Annotated in this window: 22 protein-coding genes and 1 riboswitch; of the genes, 18 read left to right on the top strand and 4 right to left on the bottom strand. The window is 52.7% G+C overall.

The window, feature by feature from the left end:
- Window positions 1-445: 445 nt before the first annotated feature.
- Together PGL01S_RS29470 and PGL01S_RS29465 are read right to left on the bottom strand one after the other, a co-directional pair.
- Window positions 446-1,258 carry an ABC transporter permease subunit gene (locus PGL01S_RS29470; RefSeq protein WP_127499114.1) on the bottom strand — a complete coding sequence of 271 codons (813 nt, stop codon included), beginning with the start codon at window positions 1,256-1,258 and terminating at the stop codon, window positions 446-448.
- On the bottom strand, window positions 1,255-2,166 hold the full coding sequence (locus tag PGL01S_RS29465) for an ABC transporter ATP-binding protein (protein WP_127499111.1): 912 nt from the start codon (window positions 2,164-2,166) through the stop codon (window positions 1,255-1,257). Before PGL01S_RS29465 ends, PGL01S_RS29470 begins: the two co-directional genes overlap by 4 nt.
- 158 nt (window positions 2,167-2,324) lie before the next feature.
- On the opposite strand from PGL01S_RS29465, the gene PGL01S_RS29460 reads away from it, so the two are divergent.
- The 16 genes from PGL01S_RS29460 (at window position 2,325) to PGL01S_RS29385 (ending at window position 15,404) form a co-directional block, all read left to right on the top strand.
- Complete coding sequence (locus tag PGL01S_RS29460) at window positions 2,325-2,927, top strand: TetR/AcrR family transcriptional regulator (protein ID WP_164775632.1); 603 nt, start codon at window positions 2,325-2,327, stop codon at window positions 2,925-2,927.
- Window positions 2,928-2,999: 72 nt separating this feature from the next.
- Window positions 3,000-3,176, top strand: coding sequence for a DUF3934 family protein (locus tag PGL01S_RS29455; RefSeq protein WP_127499107.1), 177 nt, complete (start codon window positions 3,000-3,002; stop codon window positions 3,174-3,176).
- A gap of 249 nt (window positions 3,177-3,425) precedes the next feature.
- A complete protein-coding gene (tenA, locus tag PGL01S_RS29450; protein ID WP_127499105.1) occupies window positions 3,426-4,118 on the top strand; it encodes a thiaminase II in 693 nt (230 codons plus the stop codon).
- Complete coding sequence (locus PGL01S_RS29445; RefSeq protein WP_127499103.1) at window positions 4,115-4,939, top strand: ABC transporter ATP-binding protein; 825 nt, start codon at window positions 4,115-4,117, stop codon at window positions 4,937-4,939. Before tenA ends, PGL01S_RS29445 begins: the two co-directional genes overlap by 4 nt.
- Window positions 4,939-5,688 (top strand): ABC transporter permease, encoded by a 750-nt coding sequence (locus PGL01S_RS29440; RefSeq protein ID WP_127499101.1) that lies wholly within the window; start codon window positions 4,939-4,941, stop codon window positions 5,686-5,688. The genes PGL01S_RS29445 and PGL01S_RS29440 overlap by 1 nt, the downstream gene beginning before the upstream one ends.
- Before the next feature lie 54 nt (window positions 5,689-5,742).
- Window positions 5,743-6,765 (top strand): ABC transporter substrate-binding protein, encoded by a 1,023-nt coding sequence (locus PGL01S_RS29435; protein WP_164775631.1) that lies wholly within the window; start codon window positions 5,743-5,745, stop codon window positions 6,763-6,765.
- 159 nt (window positions 6,766-6,924) lie between these two features.
- Window positions 6,925-7,947, top strand: a complete 1,023-nt coding sequence (locus PGL01S_RS29430) for a thiazole biosynthesis adenylyltransferase ThiF (protein ID WP_127499098.1) — start codon at window positions 6,925-6,927, stop codon at window positions 7,945-7,947.
- 22 nt (window positions 7,948-7,969) lie between these two features.
- Window positions 7,970-8,614, top strand: coding sequence for a thiamine phosphate synthase (gene thiE, locus PGL01S_RS29425; protein ID WP_127499096.1), 645 nt, complete (start codon window positions 7,970-7,972; stop codon window positions 8,612-8,614).
- On the top strand, window positions 8,598-8,795 hold the full coding sequence (thiS, locus tag PGL01S_RS29420; protein WP_127499094.1) for a sulfur carrier protein ThiS: 198 nt from the start codon (window positions 8,598-8,600) through the stop codon (window positions 8,793-8,795). The genes thiE and thiS overlap by 17 nt, the downstream gene beginning before the upstream one ends.
- A 7-nt stretch (window positions 8,796-8,802) precedes the next feature.
- Complete coding sequence (locus tag PGL01S_RS29415) at window positions 8,803-9,582, top strand: thiazole synthase (RefSeq protein WP_127499092.1); 780 nt, start codon at window positions 8,803-8,805, stop codon at window positions 9,580-9,582.
- Between the two features lie 33 nt (window positions 9,583-9,615).
- Entirely contained in the window at window positions 9,616-10,722 is a 1,107-nt protein-coding gene (gene thiO, locus PGL01S_RS29410; RefSeq protein WP_127499090.1) for a glycine oxidase ThiO, read from the top strand.
- A 23-nt stretch (window positions 10,723-10,745) separates the two neighbouring features.
- The gene (gene thiD / locus PGL01S_RS29405; RefSeq protein WP_127499088.1) at window positions 10,746-11,573 is read left to right on the top strand and encodes a bifunctional hydroxymethylpyrimidine kinase/phosphomethylpyrimidine kinase; all 828 of its coding nucleotides are present in this window, start codon (window positions 10,746-10,748) and stop codon (window positions 11,571-11,573) included.
- A 67-nt stretch (window positions 11,574-11,640) separates the two neighbouring features.
- The gene (locus PGL01S_RS29400; protein ID WP_127499086.1) at window positions 11,641-11,991 is read left to right on the top strand and encodes a hypothetical protein; all 351 of its coding nucleotides are present in this window, start codon (window positions 11,641-11,643) and stop codon (window positions 11,989-11,991) included.
- Between the two features lie 96 nt (window positions 11,992-12,087).
- A riboswitch (cyclic di-AMP (ydaO/yuaA leader) is annotated at window positions 12,088-12,226 on the top strand.
- A 182-nt stretch (window positions 12,227-12,408) separates the two neighbouring features.
- Complete coding sequence (locus PGL01S_RS29395) at window positions 12,409-13,419, top strand: KamA family radical SAM protein (protein ID WP_127499084.1); 1,011 nt, start codon at window positions 12,409-12,411, stop codon at window positions 13,417-13,419.
- 67 nt (window positions 13,420-13,486) lie between these two features.
- The gene (locus tag PGL01S_RS29390) at window positions 13,487-14,593 is read left to right on the top strand and encodes an alpha/beta hydrolase (protein WP_127499082.1); all 1,107 of its coding nucleotides are present in this window, start codon (window positions 13,487-13,489) and stop codon (window positions 14,591-14,593) included.
- Window positions 14,594-14,894: 301 nt separating this feature from the next.
- Window positions 14,895-15,404, top strand: a complete 510-nt coding sequence (locus PGL01S_RS29385) for a C40 family peptidase (RefSeq protein ID WP_127499080.1) — start codon at window positions 14,895-14,897, stop codon at window positions 15,402-15,404.
- Window positions 15,405-15,658: 254 nt separating this feature from the next.
- On the opposite strand, the gene PGL01S_RS29380 is transcribed toward PGL01S_RS29385, so the two are convergent.
- Both PGL01S_RS29380 and PGL01S_RS29375 read right to left on the bottom strand, forming a co-directional pair.
- Window positions 15,659-16,726 (bottom strand): CapA family protein, encoded by a 1,068-nt coding sequence (locus tag PGL01S_RS29380; RefSeq protein WP_127499078.1) that lies wholly within the window; start codon window positions 16,724-16,726, stop codon window positions 15,659-15,661.
- A 13-nt stretch (window positions 16,727-16,739) separates the two neighbouring features.
- On the bottom strand, window positions 16,740-17,786 hold the full coding sequence (locus PGL01S_RS29375; protein ID WP_127499076.1) for a YheC/YheD family endospore coat-associated protein: 1,047 nt from the start codon (window positions 17,784-17,786) through the stop codon (window positions 16,740-16,742).
- Window positions 17,787-18,004: 218 nt separating this feature from the next.
- Here PGL01S_RS29375 and PGL01S_RS29370 point away from each other — a divergent pair, with 218 nt between their 5' ends.
- A complete protein-coding gene (locus PGL01S_RS29370; RefSeq protein ID WP_127499074.1) occupies window positions 18,005-18,754 on the top strand; it encodes a YheC/YheD family protein in 750 nt (249 codons plus the stop codon).
- A gap of 154 nt (window positions 18,755-18,908) precedes the next feature.
- Entirely contained in the window at window positions 18,909-19,553 is a 645-nt protein-coding gene (locus tag PGL01S_RS29365; protein WP_127499072.1) for a putative endonuclease domain-containing protein, read from the top strand.
- Window positions 19,554-19,579: the final 26 nt, after the last annotated feature.

The following is a 19,579-nucleotide window of genomic DNA, read 5'->3' as shown; positions in this document are numbered from 1 at the left end:
AAAGTGAAGTAATATTGGTGATCATAAGACCCCGCGAGGGTCTTATTTGCTTAGGTTTAGTGGGATGCCGACGGTGTTAAGGGTGGGGTGGCTTAAAGTGTGTTGGAGAGCTAACCAGATAAGGTCCCTAATGGGCTTTAAGCGGCTCCGTAAGGTGAAAATTGAGGTCCTTAAGGTCCCTTAGTGACCTTAAGGATTAACGTTATGCTTGAATTGGCAAGTAAAAAGCCAATGGTTGCGCACTTAAGATCCCTCAGGGACCTTAAGCTGACTTGCAAAGACAAAAAGAAAGCCGTTAAGGCCCTTTAGGGACCTTAACGGCAATTAAAGGCAGGCACGTGAGTACCCCGACGAGATTGAGTGTGTGCCGCCGGCGGGGTGGCCGGATGCGGCCTCGCTGACTAGCTCCGCATCTTGCCACGCCGCCGCCAGCTATCGGTTCCCGTTACAGCGGCAGATCCCGCCTGCTGAAGGAGATAACGCCCGCGGCAAAGCAGGCGATGCCAATCGCGAGCAGCACGAGCGAGGAGAGCAGCGGATCGCCGCTGCCGGCGGCAATATCGCTTGGCCGGTACAGCGCGAAGATCGAGATGTACCGCAGCCATTCGACGTTGTCGCTGATTTTGCCAAGCATATCGAGCGCGAACATGCCGATGACGATAAAACCGGAGGTGCCAAGCGCCTTTTTCTCATCGTTCATAACGGAAGAGATGAGGAAGGCAATGCCGCTTGCCGCGATAAACAGCATCCAGGCAACCACGTTCATCTCCAAGTAACGAGCTCCGTTGAATTCGAACTTATCTCCGATAAACCATACATAGCCGAGAAGTCCGGCACCTGTTGTGACCAGCATAATAACGAGAAGGCCCATGGACAAAACACTTGCCTGGGTTACGGCAACCTGCCTGCGGGTCGTTGGCGTGGACAGCAGATAAGACATCGAGCCCTGATCCACCATTCTTGCCATGAGACCGGTCGACAGCATGATGCTGAAGATCGAGAGCAGAAGCGGGAGGATAAGCCCGTAATATTCGCCGGAGATAAAAGCCTCCATGCTGCCGAAGCCGCCTTGGATATTAAAGGCGCTAACAACGCCTTCCGGCATCGATTTAATCAATTCATTTAAAGCGCCCGTATTGTCGGCTATGCCGGGATACAGCCAGAACATAAGCAGAATGTAGAAGGCCGAGCCAAACGCATAATTGCTCATGCCTTTCAAATGGATCTTCATCATTTGCTTGAATAGGGGAAAGTTCATAAAGCGGCAGCCTCCTTTCCGCCCGTTCCATTCTTCCGGTCATAGTACTGCATAAAGACGTCTTCGAGATTTTGCGCCGTAATGTCCAGGCTCCGCACCTTGTATTTCGCGGCTTCATGAATCAGCTCGTTATAATTGCCTTGCACGGCAACGGTAACCCGCCTTCCGTCACGGGATTCCACAGGCACGCGGCCGCTCTGCGCAAAAGCCTCCGCATCCTCCGGATGCTCGAACACGATCGCAACCAGCTTCCGCTGCATCGACTGCAGCTCGTGAATGTTGTTGGTCGCGACCAAACGACCGTCCTTTATAATCGCGGCGCGGTCGCAGGTCCGCTCAATTTCCGGGAAGCTGTGGGAGGACATGAGGAAGGTGGTGCCGCGGGCTTTCTCCTCCAGCACAAGCTCGATGAACAGCTGCTGCATGAGCGGATCGAGGCCGGAAGTCGGCTCATCCAGAATAATCAGCTCCGGTCTATGCATAAAAGCCGCAACGATGCCGACCTTTTGCTTCATCCCTTTGGACATTTTACGGATCGGTGTGGAGACGTCGAACTGAAGCCGTTCGATCAGTTCCTGGCGCCGGGCCGAACTGTCCACGCGCTGCATGCGGGCGAGAAACGCCAGAAATTCCTTGCCATTCATGCCTTCGATGAAAGAGATCTCTCCCGGCAAATAGCCGACCAGCCTCTGCACGGTCCCTTGCTGCTTCCATGTATCCAGCCCTTTAATCGACGCGCTTCCGCGGTCGGGCTTCATGAAGCCCATAATATGGCGGATCGTTGTGGATTTCCCGGCGCCGTTAGGACCAAGAAAGCCAAATACCTCCCCTTGCTCCACGGTAAAGGACACATCGGTAATCCCTTTGCCGCCCGGAAAAAGCTTCGTCAACCCGTCTACGACCAGCATGCTGACCGCACCTTCTTTCGAAAAATTATGAAATTTTATTAGTTCTATATTTCATCATTATGATAGGCTCGGCTAAAAGAGAAGTCAATGGGGTTATGAAATATTTATGTGCTATAATTTCATTAGTTCATATTTATTGGAGAGAGCCGGAGGGTAACATGAACGGATTCGAAAAAAGAGCCGAGCTGCTTAAAGCAAAGATCAGGGAAACGGTCCTCGCCATGCTTCAGGACTGTGAGCCTAAACATATCCGCATTGCCGACATTGCTTCCGAGGCAGGGGTGTCGCAGGTGACGATCTATAACTATTTTGGCAGCAAGGAGATTCTCATTCGGGAAGCCTTCAAGCATTACGTTACGGAGCATGTTGACGATTTCGAAGTATTTATGAGCCGCGGTCCAACGTTTCAGCAGTTCGTGGAGTATGTGGTGAAGGCCGATACGGAAGCGTTCCGCCGCTTTACGCCGGCATTCATTCAGCAGATGATGAGCGGCGATCCGGATTTTACCGCCTATATCGACGAGGTGACGCAGCAGCGGGCTATGCCGCTTATGCATGCTTTTATAGAGGAATGCAAAGAGAAGGGACAAATCTCGGACAAGGTATCGACGCGGATGATTCTGACTTACGTGAACATGTTTGTCGCGCAATCCCAAAAGCTGCTGGAAGAGGCGCAGCAAAGCGGGAAGGGTGAGCAGTTTTTCGAGGAATTTCTCCACTTGTTCTTTTACGGCGTCTGCGGGATTGAGCCAGAGGCTTAAGCTTAAACATTGCTATTACCGCCCTGCTATTGGTACAATACACCGTATTAGAGGACAAGGGAGCGGTATCGATTGACGAAAGCAAAAAAGAGCGGCATCGGGCAAGGAACCGGCAAGAAGGGCTGGAGCCGCTGGGATAAGGCAGCCAAGAAGAAGAGCGCGAAGCGGGTATTCAGCAAAGGGCCGAAGGCCGGAGCAGGCAAGAAGGAAGAAGCCGGCGGAGCGAATAAACCGGATAGCGAAGAATAATAGGTTATTGCCTAATATTCACAGATCCGTTATAGTGAGTGTAATTGCATAAAGCGTGCGGGTGCTGGATAAAGTCCGGCTGAGATAGGCAACTTGTTTGCCTGACCGTTAATCTGAACCAGGTAATGCTGGCGTAGAGAACCGATCGAATTACAGCCATTCGTGTATTCGCGGATGGCTTTTTCTGTTGTTCCAGCGCCCCCTCGTTAGTTACCTAAGGTTACTAAAGCAAAGGAGTGGCAGAAGGCAATGCAAACGGAAACGATAATAACCGGGAAATTCACCGGGAGATTGTACGAGAGCTCGAAGGGGATCTGGGAACGGAGTCACCGTCATCCTTTCCTCGAAGAGCTGAAGGCAGGGACACTTGATCCCTCGAAGTTTATCTTTTACCTCAAGCAAGACTACGTTTACTTAATCGATTATGCCAAAATGTTCGCTTACGGCAGCATTAAGGCTAACGATCTCCTTACGATGGGGAAGTTCTCCGAGCTGTGCCATTCCATTCTGAACGTGGAAATGGGGCTGCACCGGCAATACGCCGAGCGATTCGGCGTGACAAGGGAAGAGCTGGAGAGTACGGAACCGTCGCCTACCACAATAGCTTATACCAAATATTTGCTTGACGTTGCCGCGCATGGCTCACTCGCCGAGGTTGCGGCGGCTGTACTGCCTTGCATGTGGAGCTATCGGGAGATCGGCGTCCTGTTCGCCGAAGCGCCCGGAGCGCTTGATCATCCGCTTTACCGTGACTGGATTCTGATGTACAGCTCCGAGGAGTTTGGCGAGCTGACCAGCTGGTGCATCGGCATCATGGATGAGCTGGCGGAAGGTTTGCCGGAGCCGGAGCTCGCGAAGCTCGAGCAGCATTTCATCATGGCTTCCAAGCTTGAATACATGTTCTGGGATATGGCCTACCGAGAGGAAGAGTGGCCGGCGTGAACAGGCAGCAGGTTACCGTAGAGAGGGCTCGGGAAGAAAGCTTACCGGCTTCGGCGGGCTTGACTGTTCAAGGGCTGACCTACCGGTTCGAAGGCGAGGAGCCGCTCTTCGACGGACTTGATCTGGAGGTACTCAAGGGGCAATTCGTCAGTATCGTAGCCGCAAGCGGCATGGGCAAAACCACCCTGTTCCGCCTGCTCGCCGGTCTGCTCCAGCCCGAATCCGGTACGATTACGGCAGCTGGCGCCGTTCCCGGTCAGCGCAGCACCATCGGTTATATGCCACAGCGCGACTGCTTGATGCCTTGGCGGACGGTGCAGGATAACGCCGCTATCGGTCTCGAGCTTGCCGGCGTGCCTAAGCGCGAAGCAAGGCGCAGAGTACTTGAGATGCTGCCTGAACTCGGGCTGGCGGGCACGGAAGCGAAATATCCGCATGAGCTGTCGGGCGGCATGCGTCAGCGGGTATCGTTCCTCCGCTCCTTGCTTGCCGGCGGGGAGCTGATGCTCCTCGACGAGCCGTTCAGTGCGCTTGATGCCATGACCCGGATCAGCATGCAGCAATGGCTGCTTGAGGTGTGGGAAGTTCACCGGAAGACGATTCTGTTCATTACGCATGATATCGACGAAGCGCTGCTGCTCTCGGATCAGGTGCTTGTTGCGGCATCAAGACCAATTACGCAGCTTGAATCGCTTGTCGTCGACTTGCCGCGCCCGCGTACCTATGAGACAACGCTTGACGAGCGTTTTGCCTATTTGAAGCGACGGCTTCTTGGGCAGCTTGGCCGGATCACTTCCCATGCGGAAGGAGGTCCAGCGTGATGAAGCTGCTTAAGGATAAGCTTCCAATCCTCCTGTTTATTTTGCTGCTGGCCGGAGGCTGGGAGCTTGGGACTCGGCTATTCGATGTTCCGGCTTATATCATTCCCCGGCTGTCGGATGTTTGTGCCGCGCTTCTAAATCACGCAGCGCTGCTGGGTAAGCATTTTGCCCTGACGTTATGGGAAGCGCTGCTTGGTCTAGCCTTCTCGGTCGTGTTTGGCGTGTTGTCCGCGATCTGGATCGACAGCTCGAGCCTTGCGCGCAAGACGATTTATCCGTTAATCGTAGCTTCGCAGACTATTCCGATTATCGCGTTGTCGCCGATTATGGTCATGTGGTTTGGTTACGAGATCGGAAGCAAAATCTCGGTTGTTATTCTGTTTACCTTCTTCCCGATAGCGGTAAATACGGCGGACGGCTTCCGCGCGGCGGACCGCGAGATCGGGGAGCTGCTCCGTTCCATGGGGGCGGGCAAAACGCAGCTGTTTCTGAAATGGAAGATTCCTTCCGCGCTGCCCTCCTTCTTCACCGGGCTTAAAATGGCTGCTGCCATCAGCGTCGGCGGAGCTACGCTTGGGGAGTGGCTGGGCGGAGAATCCGGGCTTGGCGTCTATACGAAGAGGGCAGCGAATATGCTTCGCGGCGACGATGTGTTCGCCGGCGTGCTGCTCTTGTCGCTGATGGGGATTGCTTTGTTTGTTGCCGCGCAAATGATAGAGAGACTGGTGCTGGGGCATCGGCGGAGTTAGATCGTGTAAGAAATCGCTAAATAGCCATTTATTCTTAAGGAGAGATATCGTATCATGCTGGGAACTTATCATAATCGATTCATCAAATCAGGATTAGTTGTAGGTCTTGCATTCGCCTTGCTGCTGACAGCGTGCTCATCGGAGAAGAGCGGCAGCAGCTCCGACAGCGCCGGGAAAAAGACGGAAGAGTTAACGGTGCTGCTGGACTGGTACCCCAATGCGGTACATACGTTTTTGTATGCGGCGGAGGAACAAGGGTATTTTGAAGAAGAAGGGCTTAAGGTCAAGCTTCAGACGCCTGCCGATACGAACGACGCGCTGAAGCTGGTTGCTACGGGCAAAGCCGATCTGGCGCTCAGCTATCAGACGCAGGTGGCCGTTGCCCGTTCGGAGGATATCCCGGTCGTATCGGTCGGGGCGATTGTGCGCCATCCGCTGAATCAGCTGTTTGTGGCCGAGGGTACAGGGATCAAGACGCCCAAGGATCTCGAAGGCAAAAAAATCGGCTATCCTTCCTTACCGCTCGATGAAGCCATGGTTAATACGATGGTGAAGGCGGATGGGGGCGACCCGTCGAAATTAAATTATGTCGATATCGGCTGGGATCTGATTCCGGCGATGACAACAAACCGCGTCGATGGCATTATCGGCGGTTATATCAATCACGAGAAGCTGCTGCTCGAGAAGGAAGGCGAGAAGCTGATCTCGTTTAACCCCGCGGATTACGGCGTTCCGGATTATTACGAGCTGGTGCTGACGGCAAGCGAGAAAGAGCTGGATAGCAAAGGCGACGCGATCAAACGGTTCCTCGCAGCCGCGGCGAAAGGCCAGGAATATACCGCTAGCCATCCGGATGAAGCGTTGAAGCTGCTGCTGGATAAGCAAAGCACCGACTTCCCGCTGGATGCGGATATCGAGAAGCAGAGCCTGCAAATTTTGCTGCCACTGATGGATGCGGGCAACGAGCCTTTTGCCAGCCAATCCGAGGATTCCTGGAATAACATTATTACTTGGCTGACGGAGCATGGTGAGATTAAGAAGCCGGTGAAGGCGGCGGATGCTTTCCGCAACTTATAGGTTATATGGGTTGATGCTTACGAAGTAAGAATTGCCACAATGGCCTTAAAGAGGCCAGTTGTGTGACAATTCTTTAAGCGAATGCTTACGAAGTAAGAATCGTCACAATGGCCTTAAAGAGGCCATTTGTGTGACAATTCTTTTTAGGAGGGTTGGCAGATGGATGAGACACTGGAGAGATATTCAAGGCAAATGCTGTTTGCGCCAATCGGCGAATTAGGTCAGCGGAAGCTGAGCGAAAGCTCGGTATGCGTGATCGGAATGGGTGCGCTTGGCACCGTGCTGGCGAATCATATGGTTCGCGCCGGCGTTGGGCGGGTCCGCATTGTGGACCGGGATTATGTGGAGAAAAGCAATCTGCAGCGCCAGATGCTGTATGACGAAGACGATGTGCGCGAGGGTTATCCGAAGGCGATTGCCGCGGAACGCAAGCTCCGCCGCATCAATTCGGATGTGCGGATCGAAGCGGTTGTGGCGGATGTGACCGTCCATAACATTGATGAGCTGCTTGACGGCATGGACCTTGTACTAGACGGAACGGATAACTTCCAGACCCGGTTCCTGCTCAATGATGCGTGCTTCAGCAAAGGCATTCCGTTCACCTACGGGGGCGCGGTCAGCTCGCGAGGCATGAGCGCGATTCTGGTGCCGGGCAAGACGCCTTGCCTGCGCTGCTTCCTCCCTTCGGCGGACAGCGGCGGCCAAACCTGCGATACGATTGGCGTTATTGCGCCCGTTGTGGATATTGTCGCTTCCTACCAGGCGGTAGAAGCGCTTAAATATTTGGTTAAAGCGGATGGAGCCAGACGGAATAGTCTGGTTACCTTCGATTTATGGAGCAACTATTATTACGAAATGAAGCTTGGCGAGGCGAAGAAAGACTGCCCTTGCTGCCAGCTGAAGGAATATCCGGCGCTGCAGGTGACGGAGACGGATTCGACGGTATCCTTATGCGGCCGCAGCACGGTTCAGATCAGCGGACACGGACCGCTGGATTTGGGGCAATGGAGCAAGCGGCTGGAGCCGGCTGCGGTGAAGGTAGAGCTTAACGCTTATTTGCTTAAAGCCGAGCTGCCGGAAGGAGAGCGGCTGGTGCTGTTCCCGGACGGCAGGGTGCTTGTGCAGGGGACGGAGGATCTTGTCCGCGCCAAGACGCTGTACGCGAGATATATCGGATATTGAACATAGAGGAGATGAGAGCAGGATGAAGGATTTTCGTCTGTATGCGATCACGGGAGAACAATTCCATCCCGGCCGCGACATGCTGGAAGTGATGGAGGAAGCAATCAAAGGTGGCGTGGATATTATTCAGCTGCGGGATAAGGACAGCAGCCCCGAAGAGGTGCTGCGCAAGGCGAGGGCGCTGCGGGAGCTGACTCGGAAATATGGCGTGACGTTTATCGTCAACGACTATATCGATATCGCGCTGGAAGTAGACGCCGACGGTGTCCATCTCGGGCAAAACGATGTCTCGCTCATGGAAGCAAGACAACGCGTCGGAGATAAAATCATTGGCATTTCCACGCATGCCATTGAGGAAGCGCTGCTTGCGGAGGAGCAAGGCGCCGACTATATCGGCGTTGGGCCGGTATTCCCGACAAAGACGAAGGTGGATGTCGTTGATCCGGTAACGGTCGAATACGTTCGGCAGGTAGCGGAAAAGGTCCGCATTCCTTTTGTCGCGATTGGCGGAATTAAGCTGGGCAACGTGGATGAAGTGCTTGCGGCTGGAGCAACAAGAATTTGCGCGGTGAGCGAGATTGTCGGAAGCTCCGATGTCGCGGGCACGTGCCAGGCCTTCCTCCGCAAGCTGGAAGGAGCGGGAGATTCGCATGCTGCTGATCGTTAATGGCGAGTCCCAAGAGCTGGATGCCCGCACGATCGGGGATGTCATTCATCATTTTGGGCTGGAAGGGCGTCCGGTCGTCGTTGAAGCGGATGGCGAGATTATCGCGAAGGAACAGTGGCCGGATACGGAAGTAAGGCCACGGATGAAGATAGAGCTGGTTCATTTTGTCGGGGGAGGCTGAACGTAGGATGAAAAAGGATGTATGGCGTATCGGGGATCATGTGCTCACCTCGCGGTTCTTTATCGGGACGGGATTATTCCCAAGCCCTTACGTGCAGAAGGAAGCGATCCGGGAGTCAGGAGCGGAGGTGCTGACCTTTGCGATTCGCCGGATTAACCTCGCTTCTACCGAGGATGATTCGATTCTGCAGCATGTGGAAGGGGAAAACTTCCGCTTTCTGCCGAATACGTCCGGCGCAAGCACGGCTGAGGAAGCCGTTCGTATTGCCCGGCTCGCAAGAGCTTCGGGGCTAAGCGATTGGATTAAAGTCGAGATTAGCGCCAACGAGCGCACGCTGCTGCCCGATCCGCTCGAGACGCTGAAGGCAACGGAAATTCTCGTCAAGGAAGGCTTTACGGTCCTTCCTTACACCTCGGACGATCCGATTCTGTGTAAAAGGCTGGAGGAGGCCGGAGCGGCGGCCGTCATGCCGGGAGCGGCGCCTATCGGTACCGGGCTTGGTATATTGAATCCGTATAATATCGGTCTGATCGTGGAGGAAGCGAAGGTGCCGATAATCGTGGACGCGGGCCTTGGCTCGGTCAGCGACGTGGCGCAGGCGATGGAGCTTGGCGTGTCCGGCGTCTTAATGAATACGCCGGTTGCCAAAGCGAAGGATCCGGTTGGCATGGCGCGGGCGATGAGGCTGGCGATTGAAGCGGGTCGTCTGTCGTATTTGTCGGGACGGATTTCGAAAAAGCGTTACGCGTCGGCAAGCAGCGGTCACGAGCAGTTTATTGTGAAGTAACGGCCGATTATTTGATAGAAAGCTGGTCTAATCATGGGAGAAACGATTGTCATTATGGGCGGAGGCGTAGTTGGTCTCTCCTGCGCTTTCGAGCTTCAGAAGCGGGGGCATCAGGCTATTGTCCTGGAGATTGGCCGCTGCGGCGGGCAGGCCTCCGGGGCTGCGGCCGGAATGCTTGCCCCCTATTCGGAAAATGTGGAAGGGCCGGATGATTTCTTCCGCTTGTGCAGGGAAAGCCTGCGGCTGTATCCGTCCTGGCGCGACGAGGTCCGGCAGGTATCCGGCAGGACCTTCGAATATACCGATTCGGGCAGTCTGTATATTGCCTATCACGAGGCAGACCGTCTGGCGCTGGAGGGCCGTCGCCTCTGGCAGAACGAGCATGGATCAAGCGGTATTGTGCTGGAAGGGGATGAACTGTTCCGACAGGAGCCGATGTTATCCCGCGAGGTGAAGGCCGCTCTCTACACGCCGGAGGAAAGCCATGTGTACGCGCCGGATTACGTGTTGGCGCTTGAGCAGGCATGCCGGTTGACCGGCGTTCGAATCTTCGAGCAGCTAGGCTCGGTAACCGTCGACAAGTGGCGCGAGGATGTCGTGGTTACCGCCGAGACCGGCTGGAGCTTTACCGGGGATCGGCTGATCGTCTGCTCCGGCGCCTGGGCACAGGAGCTTGAGGATATATTCGGCATCCGTATTCCGGTGTACCCGATCCGCGGTCAGATTTGCGCTTATGAAGCGGAAGTAAAGCCGGTCCAGCACATGGTGTTCTGCAATCAGGGCTATTTGGTTGCAAAAGAAAACGGTACGCTCGTATGCGGAGCTTCCGAGGATGTGGCGGGCTTTGATACAACCGTTACGGAGCGTGGAATCGAGCGGCTGCGCAAATGGAACAAGCAGGCGTTTCCGTTTCTGGAGGAGCGGGAGCCGTTCCATCGCTGGGCAGGCCTCCGGCCATCCACGCAGGACGGTTTCCCTTTGCTTGGACCGCTAGAGGAATCGGGCGGCCGCGTCATTATGGCGGCGGGCCATTACCGCAACGGCATTCTTCTAAGCCCGGTAACGGCACAGGTTGTGGCCGATTATATCGATAACGGCAGCAGGCTGCCGGCGTTTGCGCCGGAACGGTTTTCCTACTAAACGATAAACGGGGTGAAATACAAATGGCGGAATCCATAAACGGCAATGTAGCCCGGGCTTTGACGATTGCCGGCTCGGACAGCGGCGGCGGAGCAGGCATTCAGGCGGATTTAAAAACGTTCCAGGAGCTTGGCGCTTACGGGATGTCTGCTTTGACGGCGATTACAGCGCAAAATACGCTTGGCGTGCAAGGCGTATTCCCGCTCGCCAAGGAAGCGGTAAAGGCCCAGATTCACTCCGTCGGCAGCGATATCGGCGTTGACGCTTTAAAGACCGGCATGTTGTTCAGTGCCGAGATTATCGAGGAAGTAGCCGAGGCGATTGCTTTCTTCGGCTGGAAGAAGGTTGTGGTCGATCCGGTTATGATCGCCAAAGGCGGCGCGTCGCTCCTTCAGGTAGAGGCCGTGCGGGCTTTAACCCGCAAGCTGCTGCCTCTGACGATGATCGTAACGCCAAACATTCCGGAAGCCGAGCATCTGACCGGTATGGCCGTGCGCAACAAGGCCGACAAGCTTGAAGCGGCGAAAAAGCTGTCCAGCCTTGGCGCCCGTTATGTCCTGATCAAGGGCGGGCATGAAGCGGGAACCGAAGCGGTGGATCTGCTTTTCGACGGCAGCGGCTACAGCGAGCTGGCAGGCAGACGGATCGAGACGGCCCGTACCCATGGGACCGGCTGTACGTATTCGGCTGCTCTTACTGCAGGTCTCGCGCAAGGGCTTGATATCGAGGAAGCTGTCCGCCAGGCAAAAGCCTATATACAGGCCGCCATTGAAGATGGCATTGCCATCGGCAGCGGGCATGGCCCAACGAATCATTGGGCCTATCGCAAGAGAGGACTAGCCGTTAGATAGCGGGACAAGATCCAGTCCTAATTCCGCGCTCCCCGTCATACATATGATGAAGAGGAGCGTGAATAAGGTGGAGGATAACAAAGTCAGGCGGTATTATCAGCTTAAGCAAAAGCAGAAGGAAATCGAGCAGGAATTATCCGAGCTGCGCGGTGAAATTATACAGCATTGCGCCGAGCTGGACCTCTCCGAACTGGAGGTAGGCAGCTACAAGGTGAAGATTGTTTCCCAGGAGCGCAAGGAATTCGATGAGAGCAAGCTTTATGCTGCTCTTCCCGATCCCGATGTATGGCGGCTTCTCTCGAAGCCCGATACCTCCAAAATCGCCGGTCTCATCAAGCTGAACGTTATTTCGGAGGATACCATCAAGGATACGTTTTCGGTTAAGCACTTATTTCTTCTTCAAGTGGATAAGAAATGACCGCAGAGATTTAACATAACCCCGCCCAATCTTCCTCGGGAAATTGGGTGGGGATTTTTATTGATTAATTGTTGACAATATTACGAATTGTGAGATAATTATAATAAGCTTAGTTCTCGGCGTTGCCGAGAAGCGGGGAAACCAATCTTTTGGGGCGAATCAGCCGGTTATCGGCTGTAGGGAACCATCTATCCCGAGTCCGTCAGCTAACCTCGTCAGCTTTGAGATGGGTCTTTTGCGAATAACATTGCAAACGATAGACCCTTGCTGGGTCTTTTTCTGTTTTAAAGGCCCAAAATGCGCACAGACCATACCCATGCTCTGTGCTGCTGGGGTCTTTTTTTTCATTTTTCGTGGAGGTGGGATGGACTTCCCGGCATAGGTGATGCTTTTAATAACCTTTTGGAGGGATGCGAAATGGTACAACCAATGGCCGATAACAGTAGATCGGCAGGTCTGTCGGAGGCGGAAAGAGAACGGCTTAAGAAGCATTTTCGCGTCAATGATTATTACTTAAACCTGATTGACTGGGATGATCCGAAGGATCCGATCCGCAAGCATCTGATTGCTGCTGCGGGGGAAGCCCCTCACGGGCTCCAGGAGTTTACTTGGGAAGCTGCCGGCTGCAAGCACATTTATCAGTCGATGGTTCTTCTTCCCGTGTCCCAGGCAGCGGAAGGAATTGCGTACATCGCCGAACATAACGAAATTCATAAGGTTGTGCTGACGGGCGATAGCCTGATGTTAGGTATTTCAAAGCTGACCCGAATAATCGAGCAGCTGCGGAATATCGAGCATATCGGCACGATTAGGCTGGATTCCAGAATGCCGGTTCATAATCCGATGAGGATTTACGAGGACCATGAACTGTTAGAGATGTTAAGCCGGTTCTCGAGTCCGGAGAAACGCATCTATTTAATGACCACGATTAACCATCCGAGGGAAGTAACGGCCGAAGCGAAGAAAGCCTTTAATGCCCTTCACCAGGCGGGCGTAATCGTTCTTAATCAAACCCCTATTGTCAAGGGCGTTAACAATGATCCTCTTCTGCTAGGCAAGCTGATCGATCAGCTGTCCCAGGCCGGGGTTTCGCCATATTCCTTTATCATTAACCGTCCTAATCCTTCTTATCCCGAGTCTAGTCTATCCCTGCAAACGCAGTTCTCCATCGTTCAGCAAGCAAAAGAACTAACCGCGGAGCTTGGGAAGCGGATCCGGCTTCTGATGGCCCATGATTATGGCAAGGTTGAATTGCTTGATATAGAGGGCGGCAAAGCCTACGTGAAATACCATCACTATCAAGAAGAAGGAAAAGGCCGTTTTATCATGCTGGATTGTCCTCCTGAAGCATCTTGGCTGGAGGATTTGTCGGAGCACGATGATCATATGGTCTATCTGCCGTCCGGTCAGCCTGCCAAGAATAAATAAAGGATGTTCATAAGCAAAAGGAGAAGTAAGAAGGGATCGTATTTCACATCCCGGGAGGCTTCTGTCAATGAGAGTATACGGCCAGGAAATCGTGAACGACCTGCAAGCTCAGCAGGAAGAAGCAAACTTGAAAGGCACGCAGGTTATTGTAAAGGTTAATCCGGAAGAGACAAGGGCCGGTTATCTGGATCCCTACGAGCTTCAGATTATTAGGAAATGGGCGGGGGAACAAAAGGCTGCCACGGACCAGCCTCCGTCGCCGGAGGAGCAGCTTCGGCTTATACGCGATTCCATGGGATTTCCGAACCGTAATTTGAATACGGTGGAGATTTACACCGGTTACGAACGCGTAAAGCTTGGCGACAATGAGGTTGGCCTATGGCGGTATTATCCGCGCAAATCGATGCGGAAGCCTAATAAACCTTGTCTCATTTATATTCACGGCGGCGGCTGGATCGGCGGTACCGTGTTTGCGGTGGAGAACCCTTGCCGGCTGATTGCCGAGCTGGCCGATGCCGTAGTCTTTAATATTGATTATTCCTTGGCTCCGGAGCATAAGTTCCCTAACGGATTTAACGATTGCTTTAATGCCGTTCAATATATTTACGAGCATGCCGAGGAATACGGCATCGACCGGAACCGGATTGCGGTAGGCGGCGATAGTGCCGGCGGCAATCTGTCGGCCGCCGTAGCAACCAAGGACCGGGATCTGGGTACTCGCATGGTAGCTCAGCAGGTGCTCATTTATCCATGCGTGACCTTCCTTAACGGGGTGAACGGTTATCAGTGGGAGTTGTCCCAATTCGAAATGTCGGATGAGCAAAAAGCGATGATTGATCCGATGCTGGGGATTGGACGGCCTACCGATGCCGATCCGGAAGGCAGAAAGGCTTGGGAGCTTTATCTGCCGCATGAGGAGGAGGTCCGTAATCCTTATGTCAGTCAGCTTCTGGCTGACAGCGCAGGATTACCGCGTACGTTGTGCGTAGGAGCTGAATTTGACGGGCTGCGCATTCAGTCGGAGGTATACAGCAGGCAGCTTGCGGCAGCCGGCGTACCGGTCAAGACGATCCGGTACAAGGGATGTACGCATGCTTTTATCGACCGACTGGGCTTTGTGCCGCAGGCCGAGGATTTGTGTATCGAAATTGCAAATGCTTTGAAAGCACTATAATAGAAGAGATAGTTTTTCCAAGCCCGCTCTTCCTTGATGGAAGAACGGGCTTTTTTGCGTTATTTCGCACACGAAATATGAAAAATCAGGATTATAGCATAGTTGATAGGACGCAACAAGTAAGAAAATACTCATAAAGACTCATCGCATTCTCAGAAAGTGGATAAGACTCAAGAAACGCCTAGATTACAGCATTCTTAACGCTTTCATTTACCGCTCGTTTCCAATTTTTGCGGGTGTCCTTGGGGTTCTGAGCCAATCTATAATAGCCCTATCAACAAGTTAGGGAGTGAGTATTGAAATGAAATTCATGACTAAAATTGCTATGCTGCTGGTAGCTATCGCCTTGCCGGTAACGGCCCTGTTGCACACGACCGCGGATGCGGCCATGTCTGCGGATGCAAAGAGAAACAAGATTGTTTCCACCGCATTGAACCTGAAAGGCAAAGTGAACTATGTAAGCTGGCAGAACCGTCAGGAGAAAAAAGCCCCTTACGCTACGGATTGCTCCGGCTTCACAGCACTTGTATATAAACTTGCTAATGTTGGCGTTACCCTGGTTAACCGTGATGATGATGATCAAGCTAAAGTAGGTACGAAAGTAGGCTACGGCAACTTCAAAAAAGGCGATCTTCTGTTCTTCTGGAACAGCGGCTCGAAAAACCATAAAGACGTAGGCCATGTCGGCATCTACATCGGCAACGGCAAAATGATTCATAACGCGAGCCCTTCGAAGGACGTTATCGTATCGAACGTTAACGATAGCTACTATAAACAGCGTTTCATCGTGGGACGTCGCGTGATTAACTAGGATTGACTGATTAACTCGGTTTTATTTAGAAACTGCGCATTCGAATATTTCTTTCAACCGCTGTTGTTCGGGGGATTTATTGAATTTATTAATATAAGAGAATTCCCCCGAACAAAGGCGGACGTTACACTTTTCAAGAAACATTCGAATTCTCCGTTTAAGTCAAACCGCAGTTAAAAAGTAAAACCTTATTTAATTGCTTTAAAGGACAGGGAAATGCCGTACGGAGTGATCCGTACGGCATTTTTTTGCGGTTAGATGATTTCCGCGTTGACGGAATCGGGATCCTTTACGATATGCTGGCGGACATGCTGGATCATCTTTTTCATGCGGACGGCTTCGGCACTGGACGGGTCGAGCTTTTTTAAATGGGCGGTAAGCGGGAAGACCTTAAAGGCGCTTCGGCCTCCCGTTTTGCTGATCCGCGTCCAGGTTGGGATAAAGTCGACCTTCTTAATGCGAATCGTGCCGTCATCAAGCTTGCGCACCTGGAGCTGAGTAATGAGTCCGGTTAAAGTATGGTCGTTGTAATAGAGGCGGGTCGAAATGATATTGCCGAGGGAATAAATGGCGAATCTGCGGATACCCGATCCGCTTTTGTAGAAGACGGCTGGCTGAATGGTATGCGAGTGGGCGCCGAGTATAATGTCAGCGCCGTTTTTGAATAATAATTGCACCATATCCTTTTGCTTTTGAACCGGGTAATTCGAGTATTCTCTGCCCATATGCAGGCATACGATAGTCAGATCGACGTTTTTGGCTTTCAGCCGTTTCAGGTCGGAGACCATTTTGGCCGGATTGATCAGGTCAACCGCCCATTTATGGTCCGAGGGAACCGGTATTTTATTCGTGGTTTTCGTATAAGCAAGGAAGCCGATCTTGATGCCTTTGACTTCTTTCACGACTAGACTTTGCGATTCATTCTGCGTCCGGTAAGTTCCGGTATGGGCAATCCCCTTGGCATCCAAAATTCTGAGCGTACGCTTCAGACCGTTAATGCCGTTGTCCATGCAATGATTATTGGCTGTCGAGACAAAGTCAAAGCCAAGATTTTTTAAGGTATCGGCAAAAGCATCCGGGCAGTTGAACATAGGCCAGTTCGTACGCGGATGGCGTTTCACCACACTGTAAGCGTCCTCGGAGGTTTTACCCGCAAATACGGTTTCCAGGTTGCCGATGGTCAGATCGGCATTGCGCAGATAAGGGGCGATCGGTTCGAACAGATGGTCGAAGGAATAGCCTTTTTCTCCTTTGCAGGAGTTAATAATACGCGTCTTCATCAGGAAATCCCCGACTGCGGCTATCGTTATTTCCGTACTCATGATTCATCTCCGTTTATTGGGTTTTTGACAGCAGGCTGCGGGCATATTGAAAATGCGTATGCAGGCATTGCTCCCAAGCTTTGAGTCCATACAGCTGCCGCATAATTTTTTTTCCCGGCTTGATGTTGATTTCAAGCAGCCACAGCTTGCCGTGGACATCAACCGCGAGGTCAATGCCAAGCTCGCAAAGGCGGGCGCCATAGGATTTTTCCGTAAACGTCGGAATATATTCCGCAAGTTCGCGGACGGATTTGGCGAGCGCTTCGCCCTTCTCGTCGCCAAACTCTTTTTTTAGATAGGAGCTTGCTTCAAAGGCATGGCCGCCGCTCTTCAGATTGGACGTAATCCGTCCGCGCTGCGCTTCCCGCACGGCAATCCCCGTTGTCTCCCAGTTCCCTTCGCTTTTCTTCAGCATCAACGCGCGAATGTCGTAAATAATTCCTTGCTTGTTCCGGATATCGATCCACTGCTGCATGATTTGGCGTTCCTTGCTCAGCGCGCGTCTAATTAACGAACGTATACCCACAGCGCTCGTTAATCGCGTTTGCTCGCCGTTTTTTTGCACTTTGTACTGTCCTTGCTCCAGCGTGACGCGTACGATATCTCTGCCGCCCCAGCCGTTAATCGGCTTCAGCATGACGCTATTATACTTTTTCACAAAGGCTAAAAAGCTGCTAGAGTCCTTCACCAGTTCAGTAGGAAGAAGATACGGCTTCAGAACGGGGGAAGTGAGCAGATGGTTCTGGATCCGGATTTTGTTACCGATGCCGTAGCCGGTAAAAGGGAATGAAGGTGCTTTTTTGACCAGAGTGGCTCTGGCGACTTGCGATCCTTTGTAAAATCCGATATCCATGTTCATCCGGGGAAAAGGCATGGTTTGCCTGCTCCATGTTCCGCCTTTATATACATAGCCTGTTATTCTTCGGGTTGTCAGGTTCACATCTTTAGGGGTGTAAACGAGAATGCCGCTGAACTTCTCGGCGAGGGCTGATTTGGCATGTCTAGCAAAGCTTCCCGCATGGCCGATCCGGTGGGTCATGATTCCTAAGATGTCGCTCATCTTTGTTTCTCCTGTCCTGTGGCCTTAAGCTGTAGTCGGAACTGTGTATTATCATATGAAGCATGATATTTGTCCGGCATGGGATAAACGCCTATTCCTCAAGGGGGAGGCGTCTGATGAAGGTACTTTTTGCGGGGGGGAGGAATAGTATGGAGCAAGCGATTAGCCTCATGCAGAAGGACACGTAACTGCTGTACATCAATGGAGGAGATTCCACCATGAAAGGCTATATGATTAAATATCCGGGGCGCAAATGGTTAAAGCATGTAGCACTGTCGGGTGAAGAAGAGCTCCGTGATTACTTGCCGGATACGGAGCAATTTACGCCCAAGGGTTTTATCAGCATGATTGACCGTTACCCCGTCCTGTTCGTGAAGCCGGATCTTGGCATGAAGGGACAGGGCGTCATGAAGGTTTATTATAAGGATGGCCGAATCGTCATTCGGACGGAGGACAGCCGTTATTCATTCCAATCCGCGAAATTCGCGGCAATCAAGCTGAAGCAGTTGATCGGTACCAAGCGGTATCTCATGCAGCAGGGAATCGATCTGATTCAGATTAACGGGAACCCCATAGATTTTCGCATCCTTTTGCATTTGCGCCGGGACGATACGTGGAAGTTTTTTGGCGTTATGGGCAAGATGGCGGCGCCTAACCGGTTCGTGACGAATCATAGCAGCGGGGGGAAAGCGATCCGGCTGCATCAGGCGCTTGGCCTTACGAGGCAGGAATGCGAGCCGTGGGAGACGAAGCTTCGGGATATGGCGTTTAAGGTTGCGCGCGGGATGAAAAAGCATTTTCCGCTCATTACCGAGCTTGGACTGGATATCGCGATCGATACCGAGCACCGCGTCTGGCTGCTTGAGGCCAATACGAAACCACAGTTCCAGCTGTTCCGCTATCATTCCAATCCCAAGCTGTACGCCCAGATCGCCTCTTCGGTAAAGCATATTAGAGGAGAGGGGTAGGGGGAGTTCTGTTGAACTTTCCTTAGCCGAATGATTGTTGAATTTACAAATCATGGTTTATAATGGAACTAGCTAGAATAGCGTGTGAAGCACACCGCTCTTTTCCGTTGCTGACGGAAGGGGGCGGTTATTTTATTTTCTGGGGAGGATTTGTATGTTCGAGGCCTATTACAAGGAGTGGCTGGCAGAGCAGCTGAAGGCAGGCAGCAGTGAGAGACAAAGGAAGCTTAAAGAGCATGGACACGCGGAGAAGTTATTCTTGGAGCAAGTGTGGTGGCCGGCAACCGGACGGACGGAGTATTTGCATGGCGAGTATGAGGTGAGCGACTTTAAGGATGGGGTTAGATTTCTGGACTTCGCCTACCTTCGTCATCCGCATAAGATTGCCATCGAGATTGACGGTTATGGACCGCATTGCCGGGATATCGACCGCCGGGGCTTCGCTGACCGCTTGCAAAGGCAGAATCATTTGGTGCTGGATGGCTGGAACGTGCTGCGTTTCTCGTTCGACGACGTGAAGGAGCGTCCGCGGCAATGCCAGCAATTGCTGCAGCAGCTGCTAGGGAAGCTGTACAGTCAGGAAGCAGGCCAGGAGATTACGCTGCATCAAAGGGAGATTATTCGGATTGTATCTTATCAACTAGATCCCGTATCGCCGGTGGAGGTGAGCAAGGCATTGGGGATTAGCACGCAGTTTGCGCGGAAGCTTATGCTGGATCTGGTAGATAAGCAGTATTTGATGTCAGCCTCCCATGGCGAACGCGTGCGTTATTATCGCCTTGGGAAGCGTAAGGCTTGAGCGCTAGAGCAAGCGGCGGGTCTTGA

Source organism: Paenibacillus glycanilyticus NBRC 16618 (genome assembly GCF_004000805.1).
GTDB classification, from domain to species: domain Bacteria; phylum Bacillota; class Bacilli; order Paenibacillales; family Paenibacillaceae; genus Pristimantibacillus; species Pristimantibacillus glycanilyticus.
The sequence above is the reverse complement of the archived record's forward strand: the minus strand, read 5'-3'. Positions and strand labels throughout refer to the sequence as shown.